Consider the following 20,270-nt stretch of genomic DNA (forward strand, 5'->3'; position numbering starts at 1 on the left):
CGGTGGCCGACTGGTCCCTCGCCTCTCCCGTGCCCGGCGCTTACGCCATGGCCAGCGGCGAGCCGGTGTGGTTCGCCTGCGCCCACGAGCTGGTGACCCGGTTCCCGGCCGTCGCCGCGGTGGCCGGCTCCGCCCCGCCGACGCCGCGCTGGCGCGCGGCTGCCAGCGTCAGGCGCACGTCCTCGAGTCGATCGCGCAACGAGGCGGCGCGTTCGAAGTCGAGCGCACGGGCGGCATCGAGCATCTCCCGCTCGAGCCGGGCCATCAGCACATCGGCGCCTTCGACCTCGACGGCGGCGAGCAGCGACTGCATTTCATTCTCTGCGCCGCCCGCGATCGCATCGGCGACCGCGGTCGACTGCATGATCTCCTCGAGCGTCTTGCGGATGGTCTCGGGCACGATGTCGTGGGCGGCGTTGTACTCGAGCTGCCGAATGCGGCGGCGATTCGTCTCTTCGAGTGCACGCTTCATCGAATCCGTCATCACGTCCGCATACAGCACCACGCGTCCGTTCACGTTGCGAGCCGCGCGGCCCGCGGTCTGGATCAGCGAACGCTCGGAGCGCAGGAAGCCTTCCTTGTCGGCGTCGAGGATCGCGACCAGCGACACTTCCGGCAGGTCGAGCCCCTCGCGCAACAGGTTGATGCCCACCAGCACGTCGAACTCCGCGAGCCGCAAGCCGCGCAGGATCTCGACGCGCTCGAGCGCATCCACGTCGCTGTGCAGGTAGCGCACCTTGACCCCGGCTTCCGACAGATAGTCGGTCAGGTCTTCGGACATGCGCTTGGTGAGCGTGGTCACCAGCGTGCGCTCTCCGACCGCCACGCGCTGGCGGATCTCCTCGAGCAGGTCGTCGACCTGGCCCGCGATCGGTTTGATCACGATGTCGGGATCCACCAGTCCGGTCGGGCGGATGATCTGCTCGACCACCACGCCCTTCGACTGTTCGATCTCGAACACCGCGGGGGTCGCCGAAATGTAGAGCGTGGGAGCGGCGAGCTGTTGAAACTCGGTGAACTTGAGCGGCCGGTTGTCGAGTGCCGAGGGCAGGCGGAAACCGAAGTCGACCAGCACCTGCTTGCGCGAGCGGTCGCCTTCGTACATCCCGCCGATCTGCGGCACCGTCACGTGCGATTCGTCGATGACCAGCAGCCATTCCTTCGGGAAGTAGTCGATCAGGCATCCCGGCCGCGCCCCCGGCGCGCGCCCCGACAGGTGCCGCGAGTAGTTCTCGACACCCGGGCAGGTCCCGATGGCGCCGAGCATCTCGAGATCGTATTCGGTGCGCTGTTTGAGACGCTGCGCTTCGAGCAGCTTGTTCTCGGCGCGGAGCACTTCGAGGCGCTCGCGCAGCTCGTCGCGGATCGCATGCAGCGCAGCCTGCATTCGCGGCTCCGGCGTCACGAAATGCTTGGCCGGGTAGAGCGCGAGCCGATCCATGCGTCGCTGAACCTGTCCGGTGAGTGGATCGACCGCCGAGATCCGCGCCACCACGTCGTCATCGAGCTCGATGCGCACCAGGTGGTTCTCGTACGCAGGGTGAACCTCGACCACGTCGCCGCGCACCCGGAACGTGCCGCGTCCGGGCGCCAGATCGTTCCGCGCGTACTGGATGCCGACCAGCTTGTCGAGCAGCTCGTGGCGCGTGATGCGGGCGCCGGTGCCGGTGTCGAGGCGCATGCCGCGCCAGTCCTCGGGGGCGCCGAGGCCGTAGATGCACGACACGCTCGCCACGATGATCACGTCGTCGCGCTCCAGCAGCATCGAGGTCGCCTGCAGCCGCAGGCGGTCGATGTCGTCGTTGATGCTGGCGTCTTTCGCGATGTAGGTGTTGGTCGAGGGAACGTAGGCTTCGGGCTGGTAGTAGTCGTAGTACGAGATGAAGTAGCCGACCGCGTTGTCGGGGAAGAACTGCTTGAACTCCCCGTAGAGCTGCGCCGCCAGCGTCTTGTTGTGCGAGATCACGAGCGTCGGACGTTTCCACTCGTTGATCACGTTCGCGATCGTGTAGGTCTTGCCGGAACCCGTCACGCCGAGCAGCGTCTGATGGGCGTGGCCGGCGTTCAGGCCCGCCAGCAGCTCGATGATCGCTCGCGGCTGGTCGCCGCGCGGCTCGTACGGCCGATGAATGGAGAAGGGCATGGGGCGGGAATGCTAGTCGAGCACCCGCCCCGGCCCAAGTGACCTAATACCGCGTCCGCATCGTGAAGCGCAGCGTGACGGAACCCTTCGATGCGACCGGCAGCGCCCACTCCAGCGTATTCGCATCCTTGCGCTTCGCGGGATGTGTGGACTTGAGGATCTCCGAGTCCCCCCCCACCGACTCCTCGACCGTGATCGTCACCGCCGTGGACTTGCGGTTGCGCAGCTCGATCTGGACCTCGAACTCGCGTTCGCGATCGGAGATGCGACGCTCCGCGAGCACCTTGCGCTCCGCGGCGAGATCGAATGCGTTGCCGAGGGTGACCGAGAACTTCTCGCCTTCCGCGACGTGCCGGGTGTTCGACTCGCCGGCGAACTGGCCGGCGCCATCGGCGTCGGTGTCGAAGATACGCACGCGACCGCCGGGCAGCGGCACCCCGAGTCCGCTGTCCTTCGCGTTCACGAAGTCGAGCTGGGCTTCGACGGCATTCGCTCCGCCGCGCAACAGATACTTGGGCGCGAACTTGACCTCGCGCGGCTCGAGCATCACGAGGCTCTGGGTTTCGCGATTGCGCAGCGTGGCCGGCCGTGGCAATGCGTACAGGTGGTACTCGGAGAAGGTCTGCTCGACCAGCGCTCCGTCGGCGACCTGCAGCGACACCGACATCTCGGTGCGGTACATCGCGCTCTTCGGCATCGGCGAGGGGCCGGTGCGGCGCGGATCGCCCGCCACCAGCTTGAGCGTGGCGTCCTCGTAGTCGCGGCCGCTCTCGTTGACCACCGTAACGATCGCCGACCAGCGGCCCGAGAGCTCCCCGGTGCGTTCGAGCACGTGCTCCGCGTTCCACGACAGTCCGCCGGTCATGTAGACGAGGTCGGCCTCGAGACGGCCCTTCTGGGCGCCCTCGATCACGGCCTCGAGAGTGGGACGGGTCGAGATCGCCGCGCCGCCCTGCGCAAGCCGCACCTCGTCGACCGCGTGACGGGCGAGGGTCGCGAGCGTGCCATCGTCGCGACGCACCACCAGCCACGCGCCATCCGCCGCGAGCAACACGCCCTCGACGATGCGTCCCTCGCGGGCGCTGACCGTGACGCGGCGACCGCGGGCGTGTTCGAGCAGCGCGTCGCCGCTGCCGAGATCGTAGCGGTAGGCGAGGCGCGCGAGCTTTGCGCGCCCTCCCAGCCCGAGTCGCACCGAGGCGAAGTCGAGGCGCTCGGGGATGTCCGGCACCGCGAGCGTGTCTCGGGCCGCGCGCACGTCGAAGGTGCGGCGCTCGCGAATCAGCGCGAGGTCACTGGTGTAGACGGTGACGGCGGGGCCGGCCGCGAGCGCGTCGGCCGCGGCGAGTCCGGCGATCAACAGCGTGGTCATCATCGAGCGAAGCATGAGGCTCCCCCTTCGAGGCAGGCGGCGCGACGGATCGTGGCAGGGCGTGGCGATTCCCGGATCGGGATCGGATGGGTTACTCCGCGGGCGCGGGCATATTCCCACGGCGCCTGCGTCGGCTCAACGCGCGAGGCGTCATCACGCGATCGGCAGGCGCTCCAGCAGGTCGCGGTACGGAACGCACTCGAAGCGCCGTGCGATCTCGGCGAGGCTGCGGCTCAACAGGTCCAGCTTGTAGTCGAGCCGCTTGTCGAGGCCGGGGTGGCGTCCGAGGCGGGCGTCGACCGAGTCCTCGACCAGCCCCAGCGCGTCGACGCCGTGCAGCGGGTAGAAGAACGGCTCGCCGCGCCTCACGAACCCATCGAGGTGCGACACGAACGCCGCGTCACCGATCAGGTAGCGCGTGGTGTGGTAGATCGGAAACCGCAGTCGAGGCGAGGTCGAGATCGGGAACTGCACCAGTCGCTGCCCGTTGATTTCCCACTGGAACGGCAGGCGCTCGAGCGTCCACGGCCACGGCCGCATGCGGAACGTCTTGCGCGGATCGCTCGACTTGGCGAGCAGCAGCAGCCGCACCGGCACTTGCAGCAGCGACGGGAATCCCGAGGCGTCGTAGCGATAGCCCGCCTCGACCAGCGGAGCGTGCGCGCGGGGGCTCACGTCCCAGTTCGGCGCGCGGAAGCCGATGATCGGGTCGCGACACACCGCTTCGAGCGCGGCACGCGACGACTTGAGCTCGCCCTTGAGCTTCGACATCGCGACCCGCACGAACGGCATCGGGTGCGTCATCGAGTGGCTGGCGATCTCGTGGCCAGCGTCCTCGAGTTCGCGCAGCCGCGCCGCGTTCGCCGCGGCGTCACGACCGACCACGAAGAAGGTGGCGCGAATGCCGTGACGCGTGAACAGTTCGGCGAGACGCGGCAGCGCGCGGTCGTAGACCAGCGCATCCGGCGGCAGATCCATGAAGCCGTAGCCCTGCAGATGCAGGTCGACAGGATCCACGTCGATGCTGACGGTCGCGAGCGGCCGCTTCACCGGCCCGCGCTCCCGGCATCACCGGACTCAGTGGATCCCGCCTCGTTGCCAGCTTCCGGGTCGCCGTCGGTCGAAAACCCTTGGGTGCTGGAATCCGCGGCCGCGGGGCCGGGACCGCGGTAGTCCGGAAACGCCCCGAGCTTCTCGGGCGGCGCGTAGACGAACCGCGGCGTCCAGTGGTTTCCGTCGACTGGATTGAGCCGCGCACCCAGCTGACGCAACGAATCGACCAGCACGTAGCTCGGCGCGATGCGCTGCCAATAAGCACGTGACTCGATGCCCGAGTGATCGAGTCGCACGTCGGTGATGATCACCGGACGGTCGGATCCGGCCATCATCGGCGCGAACACCCGATCCATGAACGTCGGGTCGTCGCGCAATAACCGGTTGCCGCGTGCGCGGATGATGTCGTCGAGCGCGATCTGCTGGAAGGTCGTGCCCTTGCCCGCAATCCGGGTGTAGCTGCCGTGGTAGAGCATCAAGACGCGCCCGGGGTAGCCGCGGATCTTCTCGATGAAATCGGTGCGCGTCTGTTGCGCGTCTGAACGCGGCAGGTGACCGCGTGCCGAGTAGTAGAGCGGCAGGAACTGGAGCGCGAGCAGCACCCACAGGAGCGCCGGTCGCGACCCACGACGCTGACCGGGCCAGGTCGCGACGTGATGGAGCGTCGAGTGGAGCGCCAGGGGGCCGAGAATGCTGAGCGCGACGACGCTCGGGTTCAGCACGTGGCGAAACGCGTCGGGGTCCAGCGTCGCCATGAGCCCGGTCGCCAGTCCGCCGAGCCCGGCCCAGTACCACAGCCCGCTCGGGCCTCGCCACGGGCGATCCGGCAGCGCGAGCGAAGCCAGGACTCCGGTGGTGAGCACGCCGAAGGTACCGACCATGCCGCGGCCCAGGTAGTTGAGGATGCGGACGTGGCTCACCGTCGACCAGTGGCTCGGCACTTCCCATGTGAAGAACTGGAACCACGGCCCCAGCCACGCCGACAGCACGAAGTAGCCGCCGCCGCACCCGAGCAGCACCACGGCGAGAAACGGCCACAGCCGCATCCGATCGCTGACCAGCAGGTGCATGAGCGCGGCGATCACGAACCACACCGCGTGCTGCTTGGTGAAGAACGCGGCGGTCAGCAGCAGTCCGGCACCGATCGCGCCGGTCATTCCGTTCGTGAGCCTCAGCATCGCCAATCCACCGAACGCGAGCAGCAGCATCAGCGAGTCGGCACGCCCGACGTCGTAATGGCCGCCGGTCACGCCGTACGCCGCGAGCAGCAGCCCCGCCCCCGCGACACCGAGCGTCGTGTCGCCGGTCTCCCGGCGGATGACGCGCACCACCAGCAGGGCCAGCAACAGCATGCTGAGGAGCGAGATCGCCCGCGGAACCCAGAACTCGACTCCGGTCACCTGCGCGACCAGCGCGCACAACGCCGTGTAGCCGGGCATGTAGGCGAGCGTGATGAAGTTCATCGAGGGCTCGACGAAGATCGACTGGCCGGCGGCCAGCCGCGCGACGTGGTCGAGCAGCGCCCCCTCGATGTAGTCGAGCTCCAGCGGGTAGGGCACTCGATGGGCGGCCAGGAACAGAAATGAGGCCGCCGCGACCAGCGCGAGGGCCCACACCAGCACACGAAACAGGCGTTCCAGGGTCATGGAGGAGACGGCAGGTGACAGACGAAGTCCGAAAACTCGAACCGGGGCGATCCCGAGGGTTGCGGGCGGCGAGGTGCGGCGACCATAATACCCGGTCCTTTCTTATCGGTAGGTCCGGTCCCGTTCCGAAGGCCCCTTGCGCGGTCGCTTCGGAGTCGTTCATGCCCCGGTGACGGCCGGCCGATAACCCCGTGAGCTTCCCCCGACTTCGCCGTCTCCAGGCGCCCGATGCGGAAGCAGGCCGAGCACGGAAGGTGGCCCGGGTTTCGACGACCCGACTTTCTCAGGGAGTTCGAGCGTGACGGCATTGCAGGTAGCGGTAATCGGCGGCGGCGTTTCCGGACTCGCCTCGGCGTTTCGGATCGCCGAGCGCGGCCATCAGGTGACTTTGTTCGAGGGCGAGGACATCCTCGGCGGACTCGGCACCACCTTCGAGTGGCGCGGACACCATCTGGAGCGCTTCTACCACTGCCTGCTCCCTGAGGATCGTGCGCTCTTGTCACTGATCCGCGACGTCGGCATGGAGAGCGACCTGTTGTGGCGCGGCACCGACATGGGCTTCATGTACCGGGGCAAGGTCTATCCGCTGAACACCGCGATGGACCTGCTCACGTTCAGCCCGCTCTCGATTCTCGAGCGCATTCGCATGGGCTGGATGGGCATTCAAGCACGTAAACACGGACTCGACCCTGCACTCGACCACATCCCGGTCGACCAGTGGATCAAGGGACTGGTCGGCGAGCGCGCGTTCAACATCCTGTGGAAGCCGCTGCTCGAGGCCAAGATCGGCGACCAGTATCCGGCGCTGCCGGCATTGTGGCTGTCCAGTCGCATGGCGCGGGAGAAGAACACCAAGCGCGAGATGAAGGGCTGCCTGACCGGGGGCTACCGCTCGCTCATCGACGGCCTCGCTCAATGGTTGCGCAATCACGGCGGCACCATCCGGATGAGAACCCGCGTCGAAGCGCTGGAACGAGATGGCGAGCGCATGGCGGTGCGGCTCGAGGGCGGTGCGCGCGAGACCTTCGACACCGTGGTCTCGACCTCGCCGCTCGTCCACTTCCAGAAGATGACGCAGGGGCTGCCGATTCCGCCCGGGGTCGCGAACCTCAAGCTCGACTATCAGGGCGTGGTGTGCGCGGTCTTCATGCTGCGCAAGCCGCTCTCCCGCTACTACTGGATGCCGTTCGTCGACAGCGGCGCGACCGCTCAGGGCGTGATCGAAATGTCGAATCTCGTGCCGCTCGAGCGCGCCGGCGGCCACTGGGTGAGCTACATGATCAACTACTGCCACCGCACCAGCGAGCTGTTCTCGAAGAGCGAAGCCGAGATCGAAGCGATGTATCGTCGCGATCTGGAGCGCCTGTTCCCCGCGGTCGGCCGCGAAGTCGAGGATGTCGTGGTGTTCAAGGCTCCGTTCGTCGAGCCGATCTGGTCGCTCGGCTACACCGATCTGTGCCCGCCGAATTCGGTGATCCCTGGACGGCTCTATCTGTCCTGCACCGCGCAGGTCTATCCGCGGGTCAATTCCTGGAACTCGTGCTGCGAAGTCGTCGAGGGCATGATGCCCCGTTTCTTCGAGGAAACCGCACAGATCGCCACCCCCACCGCTCGGAGCGCGTCGTGATCTGGGTCATCTTTCCGGCCTACAACGAAGAGAAAGTCATTCACCCGACGCTGCTGGCGCTCTATCACGCCATGAAGGATCGCAACGATCCGTATCGCGCGGTGCTGGTGGACGACGGCAGCCGCGATCGCACCATTCAGGAAGCCGAGCGTGCGGTGGCCGACAGCGGCGGCGCGCTGCCGCTCACGGTGCTGAGCCACGAGGTGAACAAGGGACTCGGTGCGGGACTCCGCACCGGGATCTACTGGTGTCTCGATCAGGCTGCCGATGACGACGTGATCGTGACGCTCGACGCCGACAACACGCATCCGCCGGCGATGATCCCCGACCTCGTCGCGCGCGTGCGAGCGGGCGCCGATCTCTCGGTCGCGTCGCGCTATCGCGCGGGCTCCGAAGTGCACGGCGTGCCCGGCTACCGTCGGGCGCTCTCGGATGTGGGCGGGTTCGTGTTCAAGACGCTCTACCCGATTCCCGGGGTGCGCGACTACACCTGTTGCTTCCGCGCCTACCGGGTGCCGATCCTGCGACGCGCGCGTCTCGTCTACGGCGACGATCTGTGCACCGCGAAGGGCTTCGAAGCGGTCATGGACCTGCTGTTGCGGCTCGGACCGCTCGACGTGAAGGTGTCCGAGATCGGCTTCGTGCTCGACTACGGCGAGCGCGTCGGCCAGAGCAAGATGAAGGTCATGAAGACGATTCGTTCGACGATCGCGCTGCTCACCCGGCGGCGGATCGAGCGCATGCTCAAGTACCGCCCGTCGCAGGTGCGTGCGCTCGAAGCCGCAGGACGCGCCCGCCTCGCGGCCGCCGGCACGCCACGCGCCGCCGGGAGTCGCGGGTGAAGATCGGCATCCTGGTCGGGACCCGTCCCGAGATCATCAAGATGGCGCCGGTGGTGCGCGCCTGCGAGGCGCGCGGAACGCCCTTTCTGCTGATCCATACCGGCCAGCACTACTCATTCGAAATGGACGGCGTGTTCTTCCGTGAACTCGGCCTGCCTGCCCCGCACGTCAACCTCGAGGTCGGCTCCGGCACGCAGGTCTACCAGATCGGGGCGATCATCGCGGGCATCGCGCCGATCCTCGAGCACGAGCGTCCCGACGTGCTGCTGGTCGAAGGCGACACCAACTCGGTCGCCGCCGCGGGCCTCGCGGCCCAGAAGATGGGCATCAAGGTCGGTCACGTCGAGGCCGGGCTGCGATCGTTCGATCGCACCATGCCCGAGGAGATCAACCGCATCCTGACCGATCACCTGTCCGACTATCTGTTCGCACCGACCGAGCAGTCGCGCGTGCTGTTGCATCGCGAGGGAATCGCCGACGAACGCATCGTCGTGACCGGCAACACGGTCGTCGACGAGGTCCTGCTGCAGCGCGAGCGGGCGCGCGATCCCGCGCGCCTCGAGCGCTTCGGCGTCGAATCCGGACGCTTCGCGATCGCGACCGTGCACCGCGCCGAGAATACCGACGTCGAGTCGCGCCTGCGCGGCATCTTCGAGGGTTTGAGTGGAGCGTCCCGGGCGCTCGGCATCCCGGTGCTTGCGGCGCTGCATCCACGCACCTCGAAGAAGCTCGAAGCACTCGGACTCGAGATCGGCAACGGCGTGCGGCCGCTTCCGCCGCTCGGATACCTGGACTTCCTCGGGCTCCACGCCGAGGCCGCGATCACGCTCACGGACTCGGGAGGCCTGCAGGAGGAAGCGTGCTGCCTGCGCGTCCCGGCCGTGACGCTGCGCGACAACACGGAGCGCCCGGAGTCGGTCGAAGTTGGCGCAAACGTGCTGGCCGGCGCAGATCCGGTAAAGATCGTCGCGTGCGCGCGAGCGATGGTGGCGAAGCCTCGCGACTGGCCGAACCCCTACGGGGATGGTCACAGCGGCGAGCGCATCGTGGACTGGCTGCTGGCGCGCGGGTGATGCATGGAGATCGAACGCGGCGGCGCTGAGGCGCCCGCGCCCGGAAACCCGTCGAGCGCTGGTCAGCCCGGGGTGCCGAATCGCTCCCGCGGCCTCCGCTGGCTCGAGGACGACGCCCGTGGCGGCATGCCGGTGGTGCTGGTGGCCGCCTTCGTCCTGCGCTTCTGGCAACTCGGCGCGCAGAGCCTGTGGACCGACGAGGCCACTGCGTGGACCGCGGCGACCCTCCCGTTCGCGCGGCTTATCGACTTCTGCCTGCATCAGGACGCGAGCCCTCCGCTCTACTACCTGCTGACCTCGCTCGCGTTGCGCTTCGGCGAAAGCGAAGCGCATCTGCGGGCGGTGTCCGCGATCGCCTCGACGCTGCTGGTGTGGGTGACCTACCGCTTCGCAAGGCTGTTCGCCGATCGGCGCACCGCGACCGTGGCCGCCGCGCTGCTGGCGCTCTCGCCTTTTCAGCTCGTGTACGCGCAGGAAGCTCGGACCTACGCGCTGGTCGCGCTGTGGACGGTGACGGCGCAGTACTTCTTCATGCGCGCATTCCTGCTCGAAAAGCCGCGCGCATTCGCACCCTTCGTCGCCGTCACCGCACTCGGACTCTATACCCAGAGCATCTTCGTGCTCGGACTCGGAGTTCAGGCCACGTTCATCGTGCTGACGGCGACCGGGCGTCGGCAGCTCGGCCGCTGGCTGCTGGGACTCGGCATCGCGGGCGCGCTCTACCTGCCGTGGGTGATCGCGGGCCTCTCCGACTCGCACCTCGAACACAGTCACTGGTACGTGAAGAGCCCGGTCGCTCACAACACCATGCAGGTGCTGCGCTCGGTGTTCGTCACGCCGATCTCACTCGTCACGCCGCCGGTCGGTTCGACGCTGCCCGGACTCGATCGATTCCTGCCGCGACCCCTCGGCTGGCTGCTGGTGCTGGGGCCGACTGCGCTGGCACTGCTCGCAGCGGCCGCCAGGTTTCGCGAGCCCGGCGCTCGGGGAGTGCTCGCGCGCTTCGTCCCGGCCGCGGTGCTGCTGCCGCTGGTGGCCGTGTTCGCTCTCTCGTTCTGGCGCCCGCTGTGGCTGCCGCGCTACTTCGTGTTCCTCGGTCCGATGGCCGCAATGTGGGTCGCCCTCGGGGTGCGCGCGCTCCGCCCGCGTCTCGTGTCGATGGCGACGCTCGCGATGATCCTGCTGGTGGCGGGCTACGCGTGCTTTCGCGTCTACGCCGACGTCACCAAGGAACCGTGGCGCGCGATGGTCGAACGCATCGCCTCCGAAAGCGATCCCGACAGCACCGCGGTGATCGTGCCATTCGACCCCGACCCGTTCGTCTACTACAACTCCCGACTGCCGAACCCTTTCAAGGTGGTGCCGTTCCGTCATCCCGACGTGCCGTTCCACGACGATTATCGCCCCCTGCAACTCGGCGGCATGTACCGACAGGCGACCGTGAGCACGCTCGGCTTCCGTGACGTCTGGGTGGTGGTGCGGAGTCCGAACTCGGCGATTCGAAAGCGCGCGGTTCGATTCGCGGAGCAGGCCGGCGGCTGGCTTCGCCAGCTCGAAACGCGCGACAGCCTCGATTCCTTCCAGGGGAAACTGCGATTCACGCACTGGACGAATCGACCGTCGGGTACTGCGGACCGCGCCGAGATGGAGGCGGGCATGCGGTGGGCCGACAGCGTGCTCGCGCTGGGGCCGCCCAGGCGCGAACGCATCTCGCGTCCCTTCACGCGTGACGAGCTGTTCGTGAACCCGGAGACGCTCGCGGTCTACCTCGCCCTGCTTGCCGACACCTCGTTCTATTCGATCGGCGGTTGCGGAGAGATCGAGATTCAGTTCTGGAACGCGTCCGAGCGGCTGGGTCAGCTCGGACCGGGTGTCGTGCCGGTCCTGATCGACCGGATCACGGATCCCGACGAGCACGTCCGTGATCGGGCTCGGGAAGCACTCCTGCTCGCGACTCAGGACGATCGCATTCTCGCGCGCACCGGGGGCGAATACCTCGAGCTCCACCAGCCTCGCGCAGAGAGTCGCGCGAGCGCGCAGGAATGGTGGACCAGGTACCGGGGCTTCTGGACTCCGGCCGAGCGCTGACGCCCGCTACGACCCGACCGCGCTCAGACTCGACTGCGCCTTCTTGAGCTTGTCGAGCGTCTCCTCGAGATCCGCCAGCCGCAACTTCTCGCGTTCCACGATTTCGGGCTTGGCCTTGTTGAGGAAGTCCTGATTGCGGAGCTTCTTGCGGCACCCTTCGAGATCCGTGAGCAGCTTGTCTGCCTCGCGCGCGAGCCGGCCCCGCTCTTCCGCCAGATCGATCAGCCCCTCAAGCGGAAGGAACAGCTCACATCCCTGAACGATTGCCGAAGCGGCGACCGAAGGCCGGGCCCCGTCGAGCGAGACCGTCAGCGTCTCGATGCGCGCGAGCGGCTGAATCTGACTCGCCAGCGACTCGACCAGAGCGAGCTGCGCAGGCGTTCCGCGCACCACCAGCGGCACCAGCTTGCCGGGCGGCAGGCCGTTCTCGGCCCGCAGGTTCCGCACCGCGACCACCAGCTCCTGCAGGAACGCGATCTGGCGTTCGGCTTCGGCATCGAAGCGTGACGCGGTGGCGCGCGGCCACGCGGCCGTCGCCAGGTACTCGCCGTCGTGCGGCAGCGCCTGCCAGATCTCCTCGGTGACATACGGCATGAACGGATGCAGCATGCGCAGGATGCCGTCGAGCACCCTCCACGACACCCACCGTACGGTGCGCAAGTCGTTGCGCTCCTCGGGCGTCATTGCGTCGCCGCGCTCCGCGAGCGCCCACCGCGACTTCGCCATTTCGAGGTACCAGTCGCAATACTCGTTCCACGCGAAGTGGTACAGCGTGTTTGCGGCCTCGTTGAAGCGATAGGTCTTGAGATTGCGCGTGGTGTCCTTCACCGCGTTCGCGTAGCGCGACAGGATCCAGCGGTCGGCGAGCGTCATGCGCAGCTGTGACTCGCGCACCTTCGAAAGGTCCTCGTCGCCGAGCCGCATCTGCACCAGGCGCGCGGCGTTCCACATCTTGTTCGCGAAGAAGCGGCCGGTCTCGAGGCGCTTCTCATCGAACATCAGATCCTGGCCGGTCGGCGTCAGATAGATCATCACGAAACGCACCGCGTCCGCGCCGTACTTGTCGATCATCGCGAGCGGGTCGGGCGAGTTGCCGAGCGACTTCGACATCTTGCGGCCCTTGGCGTCGCGCACGATGCTGGTGAAGAAGACGTGCGGGAACGGCGCCTCGCCCATGAACTCGTAGCCCGCCATGATCATGCGCGCGACCCAGAAGAAGATGATGTCGCTGCCCGTGACCATCAGGCTGTTCGGGTAATAGCGCTTGAGGTCGTCCGTGTCCTCGGGCCAGCCGAGGGTGGCGAACGGCCACAGCCACGACGAGAACCAGGTGTCGAGCACGTCGGGATCCTGCACCCAGCCCTCACCCTCGGGCGCCTCGAGCGACACTCGCAGCTCGTCGCCGCGATACCACACCGGGATGCGGTGCCCCCACCACAACTGGCGCGAGATGCACCAGTCGCGGATGTTCTCCATCCAATGCAGGTAGACGCGCTTCCAGCGCGTCGGATAGAACTTGATGCGGCCCTTCTTCGCCGCCTCGATCGCCGGCGCGGCGAGCGGTCCCATGCGCACGAACCACTGCAGCGACAGGTATGGCTCCACGACCGTGCCGCAGCGCTGGCAGTGACCGACCGACAACCGGTGCGGCTCGGTCTTGTCGAGGTAGCCGGCGTCCTGGAGTGCTGCGACGATGCGCTCGCGCGCCTCGAACCGGTCGAGACCGCGGAAGTCACCGGCCTGATCGTTCATCACGCCGCGCTCGTCCATGATCACCACCGGCGGCAGTTGATGGCGCTGCGCGAGTTCGAAGTCGTTCGGGTCGTGCGCGGGCGTGATCTTGACCGCTCCGGTTCCGAACTTGGCGTCCACCGAAGCGTCCGCCACGATCGGAATCTCGCGCCGCACGAACGGCAGCACGGCGGTCTTTCCGATCAACTTCGCGTAGCGGCGGTCCTTCGGGTTCACCGCCACCCCGGTATCGCCCAGCATGGTTTCGGGGCGCGTGGTGGCGACGGTGATGAAGCGATCGCTGTCCTTGATCGGATAGCGCACGTACCACAGCGAGCCGTCCTTCTCGACGTGATCGACTTCCTCATCGGACAACGCGGTCTGACAGCGCGGGCACCAGTTGACGATCCGGTGGCCGCGGTAGATGAGCCCCTTCTCGTGCAGGCGCTGGAAGACCAGCAGCACGGCGCGCGAGTAGTCGGGATCGAGCGTGAAGCGCTCACGCGACCAGTCGGCGGTGACGCCGAGGCTACGGAGCTGCTGCAGGATCAGGCCGCCGTACTTCTCCTTCCAGGCCCACACTTCGGCGAGGAACGCCTCGCGGCCGAGGTCGTGGCGACTCTTCCCCTGCTGGCGCAGCATCTTCTCGACCGCGTTCTGGGTCGCGATGCCGGCGTGATCGGTGCCGGGTACCCACAGCGTTTCGCGGCCTTCCATACGCTGCCAGCGCACGATGAGGTCGCGAAGCGACTCGCCGAGGACGTGTCCCATGGTCAGCGACCCGGTCACGTTGGGCGGCGGAATCATGATCACGAACGGGTTCTTGCCCTCGGTCGGGCGCGGCTGGAAGACCCCCGCCTGCTCCCACCTCGGATACCAGTCGGCCTGGATGCGGGCGTGATCGTAGGGCTGCTGGAGCGCCTCGGGCTGGCCGGGACGCATGGGCTTGCCTCCAAAGAGAACGGCCGCCGAAGCGGCCGGGGGATCGCGGCTCGAAGAGGGCGGGGACGTTAGCACAGGCCTCGGAGGCATGCGAAAGGCCCCGGCGGAGTCGCCGGGGCCCGTCGCGTGAGGCCTCACCGCCCGCGGGCGGGCGGTGAGTGATGTCGTTTCGTTACTGCGTCACCACCAGGCGCTGATTGATCGGCGCACGGCCCGGGACCGACATGCGGACGAAGTACAGACCGGCCGCGGCACGGCCGCCGTTCGTCGCACCGTTCCAGGTCAGGTTGTGCTGGCCGGCCTGGAACGTGCCGTTCGCGAGGCTGGCGATCTCACGACCCTGCACGTCGTGGATCGAGACCGACACCTGGCTCATCTGCGGCAGCGCGAAGCTCATCCGCGCGACGCCGTTCGAAGGATTCGGCACCGGACGCGACAGCGCGAACTCGAGTACCGCGGTACCGGACGTCGCCTGCACCGGCCCGAACGTCTGGACCGAGCCGTTGTCCGTCACCCGCACGCGGTACCAGTACGTGTGGCCGGCTTCGACGGTGCGATCGATCACGGTCATGACGCCGCTCTCGAAGCGCTTGTCGGCCGCGATCGCGGTGAACGTACCGGTCGAGGCATCCGAACGCTCGAGCACCGAGCTGCTCATGAGCGATTCGTCGGCGAGCTGCCAGCTGACTTCGACGGCGCCGTTGCGCGACAGCGCGGTGAACGAACGCATCTGCGTCGCGGTCGCACCGTCGAGGATCGCGAACACCAGGTCGCTGGTGTCGAAGCCGGTGTTGGCCCAGCCGTCGGCCGCGGTGACGCGGATCAGGCACAGGTTCGAGGCCGGGGCCGTCACCGTCCACGGGAAGGTTCCCGTGTTCGGAACGCCGACGGCGATCGGCGACCAGCTGCCGCCGTTGTCACGCGAGATCTCGATGTTGACCGACGCCACCGAAAGGTTGTCCGAGGCATTCCAGGTCAGGTTCACGTTCTGACCGAAGAACAGCACTTCGGCGCCGTTCGGGGACAGCACGGTGACGAGCGGGTCGATGAGGTCGCGGACGTTCAGCTTGCCGAAGCCCCAGTCCTTGTTCCACACCGCACCGGTGTTCGCATCGACTGCGGCACGCGCGGTCAGGAACGCCTTCGCGAACGCGGGGGTGATGGCGCCGTACTTCTGCATCATGAGCGCGACCGCGCCCGTGGCATGCGGAGCCGCCATCGAGGTGCCGGCGTTGACGATGTGATTGCCGAGGTCTTCCACCAGCGTCGAGGCGCCGGGCGAAGCCGGGCAGTTCACGACCTGATCGAACGACCGGGCCGAAACGATCGCGGTGCCGGGCGCCGCGATGTCCGGCTTCTGACGGCCGTCACGCGTCGGACCCGGGCTCGAGAAGCCCGCAAGCGTGCCGGGATTGGTCGAGCCGTTGAAGTTGACCGTGGTGTTGCCGTTGCAGTCGGTCCAGAACCGCTTCGACGTGTAGGCGGCAACGGTGATGAGGTCGACGGCATTGCCCGGCTCGCTCACCAGCTCCTCGGTCGCTTGATTGCCGATCACGAAGTTCGCCGTGGTGCCGGTGCTGTTGAAGAAGCGCCACAGGTCGACTTCGCCGTTGGCGGCGCCGAGCGTTACCGGGATGAACCGGAACGTCCAGGTGCCGTTCATGGTCTGGCCCGCGGCGGCGCTGATCTCGATGTAGACCTCTTTGTCACCGGTCGCGGTCAGAGCGACGCCGTTCTCGAGGTAGACGCGGCCGTTCGCAGTGACCGTGCCGGGGAACGCGGCGCTGATGTTTCCGAGCGAGACCGGGCCGACGATCGTGCCGTTCGGCGTCGTGATCTGAACGTTCAGATCTTCGGTCGCCTCGTAGTAGCCATCGATCGCGAACAGGCGGCCGGTCGCCGAACCCGCGAGCGTCATGGTGGCGTTGGTGCCGGTGCCAGCCGCGAACACTTCGGCGTGGCGCGCCTGCCCACGCTCGTTGCCAGCCGACTTGCAGATCACGCGGCCGGGGCCCGTGAGCGACGAGAGGCCGACTTCGAACGGGCTGGTGCCGTCGTGCGGACCGAAGTGGGAACCGAGCGAAATGTTGACGACGCTGTTCTTGCCGAGCGCGGTGGCGCGGTCGAAGATGTAGGAAACGCCATCCAGGATGTCGGTGGTCTGGAGGGTCGTGTTCACCATCATGATGTCGGCCATCGGCGCCATGCCGGCGTAGGTGTACTGCGGCGTCACGCCGGCGGTCTGGCTGCCATCGCCGGCCGCGATACCCATCACGTGGGTCCCATGGCCGTCGAGATTGACCTGGGTGCAGGTGTTGTTGTCGATCGAGACGGAGCCCCACTCGGTGCCGTAGCCGTAACCGGCCGGACTCGGGCCCGCTCCGTTGGTCTGGTCCCAGATGTTGATGATGCGAGTGTTGCCGGCCGCGTCGTCGAAGTCGCCGTGACTCTCGTCGATGCCACTGTCGACATCGCCGACCAGCACGCCCGCACCGTTGTATCCGGTGAAGGTGGGCGCCGGGCCGCGGTTCGCGGTCGCACTGGTGGTCGGAACGCTGATGTCGAGCTCGAGTTCGACCGGAGCCGCACCACGAATCGACAGCACCTCGGGAAGCGCCGCAACGGACTCCACCACGTCGGCAGGAATGTAGGCGGTGTGGATGCCCGGGATCGAAGTGCGCACGATCACGCCGAGTGCCTCGAGTTCCGCACGCGTGACCGAACCCGTGATGAACGCGTCGACCATGCCGGAGCTGGTGATGGATGCTGCACTCTCGAGCATCTGCGAGACCGCCTCACCGGACTGCAATCGGGCGACGGCGGTGCGAATGCGAGGATCGAGCTTCGAAGCAGCAAAGGCCGGCAGCGCGATCATGAGCGCGAGCACGGCCAGTGCGAAGGTGCGGGAGAGGAAGGGGTCGCCACGCCGCATGAAGCACCTCCAACGAGGATGGAGAACGGGCCGCGACCGCACAGGGCGGACTCGGCCAAGGGAAGGCGAACAGTTTACGCCCATGTCAGGGATCTTCAATGGATTTCTCACCCTTTCGTTCAGGGTGATAGGGTGCCGCCCCATGTCGTGGCTCGGACGCTGCGTCCCGATCACTCTCGCCTGCCTCGGTTTCGTGGCCGTCGCTCCGGCGTTCGCGACCCCCAACGACGAGTTGGCGGTCGGCGATCCGCTCGAGTCCGAATTGAGGTGGCTGGAGGTCGAAGGCGGCGCGCGAGGCGTTCGAACCCTGCGCCTTCCCCACCTCGGAACGCGACCCGTGACGCTCGGAGAGCTGGCGCCGCGCGGGCGAACGAGCGACTCGATTGCGGCGACCGATGCGCGGTATTCGGCGCCCAGCGCCTCGCTGGCCGAACGGCGCGTCGCGCGCTGGCTGGCGCGCGACTATCCGGTGCTGGCCGCACTCGGAGGCCGCCGGACGACGCATCGATTCGTTCAGGCCGCCTCGACTGACGACGAATATTTCGACGCCTCGCTCGGAGTCGAGGGCTCGGGTTTGGTGGCACGAAACAGAGCGCCGAGGCTCACTTCGGGCAGCGGTGCGCACCTGCGGTTCAGCGCCGGTCTCGATGGCTGGCTCATGCACTCGCACCTGGTGGTCGGCCGTTTCGACGGAGCACGGCGGTTCGCCGACCCGATCATCAAGGGCTCGGATGCCACCACCCTCACCGAGGAATCGGCGCTCCTCTACTCAGGTCGCGGTGGACGGTGGGGCATTCGATTCGGCCGCGGCCGCGTGCACTGGGGTCCGGGCGACGAAGCTTCACTGCTGCTCTCGAAAACGTCGGCGCCGTTCACCGCCCTGATCATGCGCGGTTCGTTCAAGCACTGGGGCCTGCATGCGGTCGCGCTCTCCGCGACGCTCGACGCGTCGGCCGGCGAACAACTGGCTGCCCATCGGCTCGAGTGGGAACCCCACCCGGGTGTGCGCTTCGGACTCTCCGAAGCGGCCCGCTATCAGTCCGAATCGTGGCAGCCGATCTATTTGTCCGGCGCGGTTCCCTACGTGCTCGCGCAGCGTCTGCTGGTACAGGACGAGCCCGACTCGAGTCAGTCCCTTCGCAACAACGTCCTGTTCGGACTCGATGCGGCGTGGCGCGTCGCCCCCGGAACTCGCGTGTACGGCGAGCTGCTGCTCGACGACGTCAACGCCTCGGGCGCCGGTAATCCGGACAAGATCGGATGGCAACTCGGCTGGGAAGGCGTCGGCGAGGTGCGGGGTCAGCGCGTGACCTGGAATACCGAGTTCACTCGCGTCTCGCGATTCGTCTACACCTCGTTCTTCGGCCGCTCGTTCGAAGCCCAGCAGGCTCCGCTCGGATTTCCGAGCGGCCCCGAGTCGCGCCGCCTGCGGGCGCGCGTCGGGTGGGATCCGCACCCGGACTGGCAGCTCGGCGTGATCGCGTCACGCACCGACGCCGGAGAGAGCGATCTGCAGGTTGCATTCGTGCCCGGATCGCGGCGCCCCTCGCCGTGGGAGTTCGCGGGCGTCGTCGAGCGCACCCGTTCGATCGAAGCGATGCTTCGATACTGGCCGGCGAGCGGCTTCGACCTGCAGCTGTTCGCGGGGATCGAACGCATCGACGGCGCCGAGCACGTCGAAGGCGCGCGCGCGAATCAGGGCTTCGCGGGACTCACGGTGCGGCTGCTGCGCTGAGCCCGGCTCAGCCGCCGGCGGCCGGCCGGATCGGCAGAGGGTGGACGCGCGACCATTCGACCGTGCGGCGCAGGCCCTCGCCGAACGACACCTGCGGCGTCCAGCCCATTACGGACCGTGCATGCGCGGCATCGAGGTAGATGCGCTGGATTTCCCCGGCGCGCGCGTCCTCGAACTGCGGTTCGATCGTGGTGCCGAGAATGCGATTGATCTCGCGCACGATGTCCAGTACCGACGTGCCGACGCCGGTCCCGATGTTCATGATTTCTCCGCTCGCCTGCGCGAGCGCGAGCACGTTCGCAGCCACCACGTCGTCGACGTACAGGTAGTCGCGCACCTGTTCACCGGTGCCGAAGATGCGCGGACGCCGGCCCTCGAGCATCAGTCCGATGAAGATCGCGTTGACTCCGGCTTCACCGTGCGGATTCTGTCGCGGCCCGTAGACGTTCGGATAGCGCAGCACCGTGTAGTCGAGACCGTGCAGCAGCTTCCAGATATAGAGGTAGTGCTCGACGGTATGTTTGCTCGCTCCGTACGGAGCCTCGGGATTGATCGGATGATCTTCGGTGGCCGGGAGTTGCCGGCCCTCGCCGTACAGCGCTCCGCCGGTCGAGGCGTAGACCAACTTGCGAACGCCGTTGCGCGAGCACGACTGAAGCAATCCGAGTGTGCCGAGCACGTTGACACGCGCATCGAACACCGGATCCGAGACGGACTTGCGCACGTCGATCTGGGCGGCGTGGTGATCCACGATCTCGGGCCGGAACTCCGACACGCAGCGCTCCACCGCGTTCGCATCGGCCAGATCGCCGATGAACAGCCGCGCACTCGGATTCACGAACTCGCGAAACCCCGAAGACAGGTCGTCGAAGATCGCGACTTCATGGCCGAGCGCGATCAGGCGGTCCGCCACGTTCGAGCCGATGAAGCCTGCACCACCGGTCACCAGGATGCGCACTCGAATTCTCCGGATCGGAATGGGGAAGCGAGACCACGCCGGGAAGCGGCGGCCACGTTAGCCGCGCGTGGCGGGTGCGGCAACCGTGGCGGACGCCGGCACCGACGCGCGCGCCAGGTGAGCCGCGA

The 20,270-nt window shown here is 67.4% G+C and carries 12 protein-coding genes; 5 read left to right on the forward strand and 7 right to left on the reverse strand.

Going from position 1 to position 20,270, the window contains the following annotated elements; translation table 11 throughout:
* Positions 1–40: 40 nt before the first annotated feature.
* From uvrB to HOP12_00600, 4 genes are all read right to left on the reverse strand, one after another.
* Positions 41–2,143, reverse strand: coding sequence for an excinuclease ABC subunit UvrB (uvrB, locus tag HOP12_00585; protein NOT32648.1), 2,103 nt, complete (start codon positions 2,141–2,143; stop codon positions 41–43).
* Between the two features lie 43 nt (positions 2,144–2,186).
* On the reverse strand, positions 2,187–3,530 hold the full coding sequence (locus HOP12_00590; GenBank protein ID NOT32649.1) for a DUF4139 domain-containing protein: 1,344 nt from the start codon (positions 3,528–3,530) through the stop codon (positions 2,187–2,189).
* 138 nt (positions 3,531–3,668) lie between these two features.
* Positions 3,669–4,565: a polysaccharide deacetylase family protein gene (locus tag HOP12_00595; protein ID NOT32650.1), complete on the reverse strand. Its 897-nt coding sequence runs from the start codon at positions 4,563–4,565 to the stop codon at positions 3,669–3,671.
* A complete protein-coding gene (locus HOP12_00600) occupies positions 4,562–6,214 on the reverse strand; it encodes a hypothetical protein (protein NOT32651.1) in 1,653 nt (550 codons plus the stop codon). Before HOP12_00600 ends, HOP12_00595 begins: the two co-directional genes overlap by 4 nt.
* A 298-nt stretch (positions 6,215–6,512) precedes the next feature.
* On the opposite strand from HOP12_00600, the gene HOP12_00605 reads away from it, so the two are divergent.
* From HOP12_00605 to HOP12_00620, 4 genes are read left to right on the forward strand one after another with little or no spacing between them, the layout of a single operon-like run.
* Positions 6,513–7,841, forward strand: coding sequence for an FAD-dependent oxidoreductase (locus HOP12_00605; GenBank protein NOT32652.1), 1,329 nt, complete (start codon positions 6,513–6,515; stop codon positions 7,839–7,841).
* Positions 7,838–8,683 (forward strand): glycosyltransferase family 2 protein, encoded by an 846-nt coding sequence (locus HOP12_00610; GenBank protein NOT32653.1) that lies wholly within the window; start codon positions 7,838–7,840, stop codon positions 8,681–8,683. The genes HOP12_00605 and HOP12_00610 overlap by 4 nt, the downstream gene beginning before the upstream one ends.
* On the forward strand, positions 8,680–9,756 hold the full coding sequence (gene wecB, locus HOP12_00615; protein NOT32654.1) for a UDP-N-acetylglucosamine 2-epimerase (non-hydrolyzing): 1,077 nt from the start codon (positions 8,680–8,682) through the stop codon (positions 9,754–9,756). Before HOP12_00610 ends, wecB begins: the two co-directional genes overlap by 4 nt.
* Before the next feature lie 3 nt (positions 9,757–9,759).
* Positions 9,760–11,844, forward strand: coding sequence for a hypothetical protein (locus tag HOP12_00620; GenBank protein ID NOT32655.1), 2,085 nt, complete (start codon positions 9,760–9,762; stop codon positions 11,842–11,844).
* Between the two features lie 6 nt (positions 11,845–11,850).
* On the opposite strand, the gene HOP12_00625 is transcribed toward HOP12_00620, so the two are convergent.
* Positions 11,851–14,517 (reverse strand): valine--tRNA ligase, encoded by a 2,667-nt coding sequence (locus HOP12_00625; protein NOT32656.1) that lies wholly within the window; start codon positions 14,515–14,517, stop codon positions 11,851–11,853.
* 172 nt (positions 14,518–14,689) lie between these two features.
* The gene (locus HOP12_00630) at positions 14,690–17,449 is read right to left on the reverse strand and encodes a S8 family serine peptidase (GenBank protein ID NOT32657.1); all 2,760 of its coding nucleotides are present in this window, start codon (positions 17,447–17,449) and stop codon (positions 14,690–14,692) included.
* Positions 17,450–17,591: 142 nt separating this feature from the next.
* On the opposite strand from HOP12_00630, the gene HOP12_00635 reads away from it, so the two are divergent.
* Entirely contained in the window at positions 17,592–19,184 is a 1,593-nt protein-coding gene (locus tag HOP12_00635; GenBank protein ID NOT32658.1) for a hypothetical protein, read from the forward strand.
* Between the two features lie 7 nt (positions 19,185–19,191).
* Here the strand turns inward: HOP12_00635 and HOP12_00640 are convergent, their stop codons facing one another.
* Complete coding sequence (locus tag HOP12_00640; protein NOT32659.1) at positions 19,192–20,142, reverse strand: NAD-dependent epimerase/dehydratase family protein; 951 nt, start codon at positions 20,140–20,142, stop codon at positions 19,192–19,194.
* Positions 20,143–20,270: the final 128 nt, after the last annotated feature.

The organism is Candidatus Eisenbacteria bacterium (assembly GCA_013140805.1).
Classification (GTDB): domain Bacteria; phylum Eisenbacteria; class RBG-16-71-46; order RBG-16-71-46; family RBG-16-71-46; genus JABFRW01.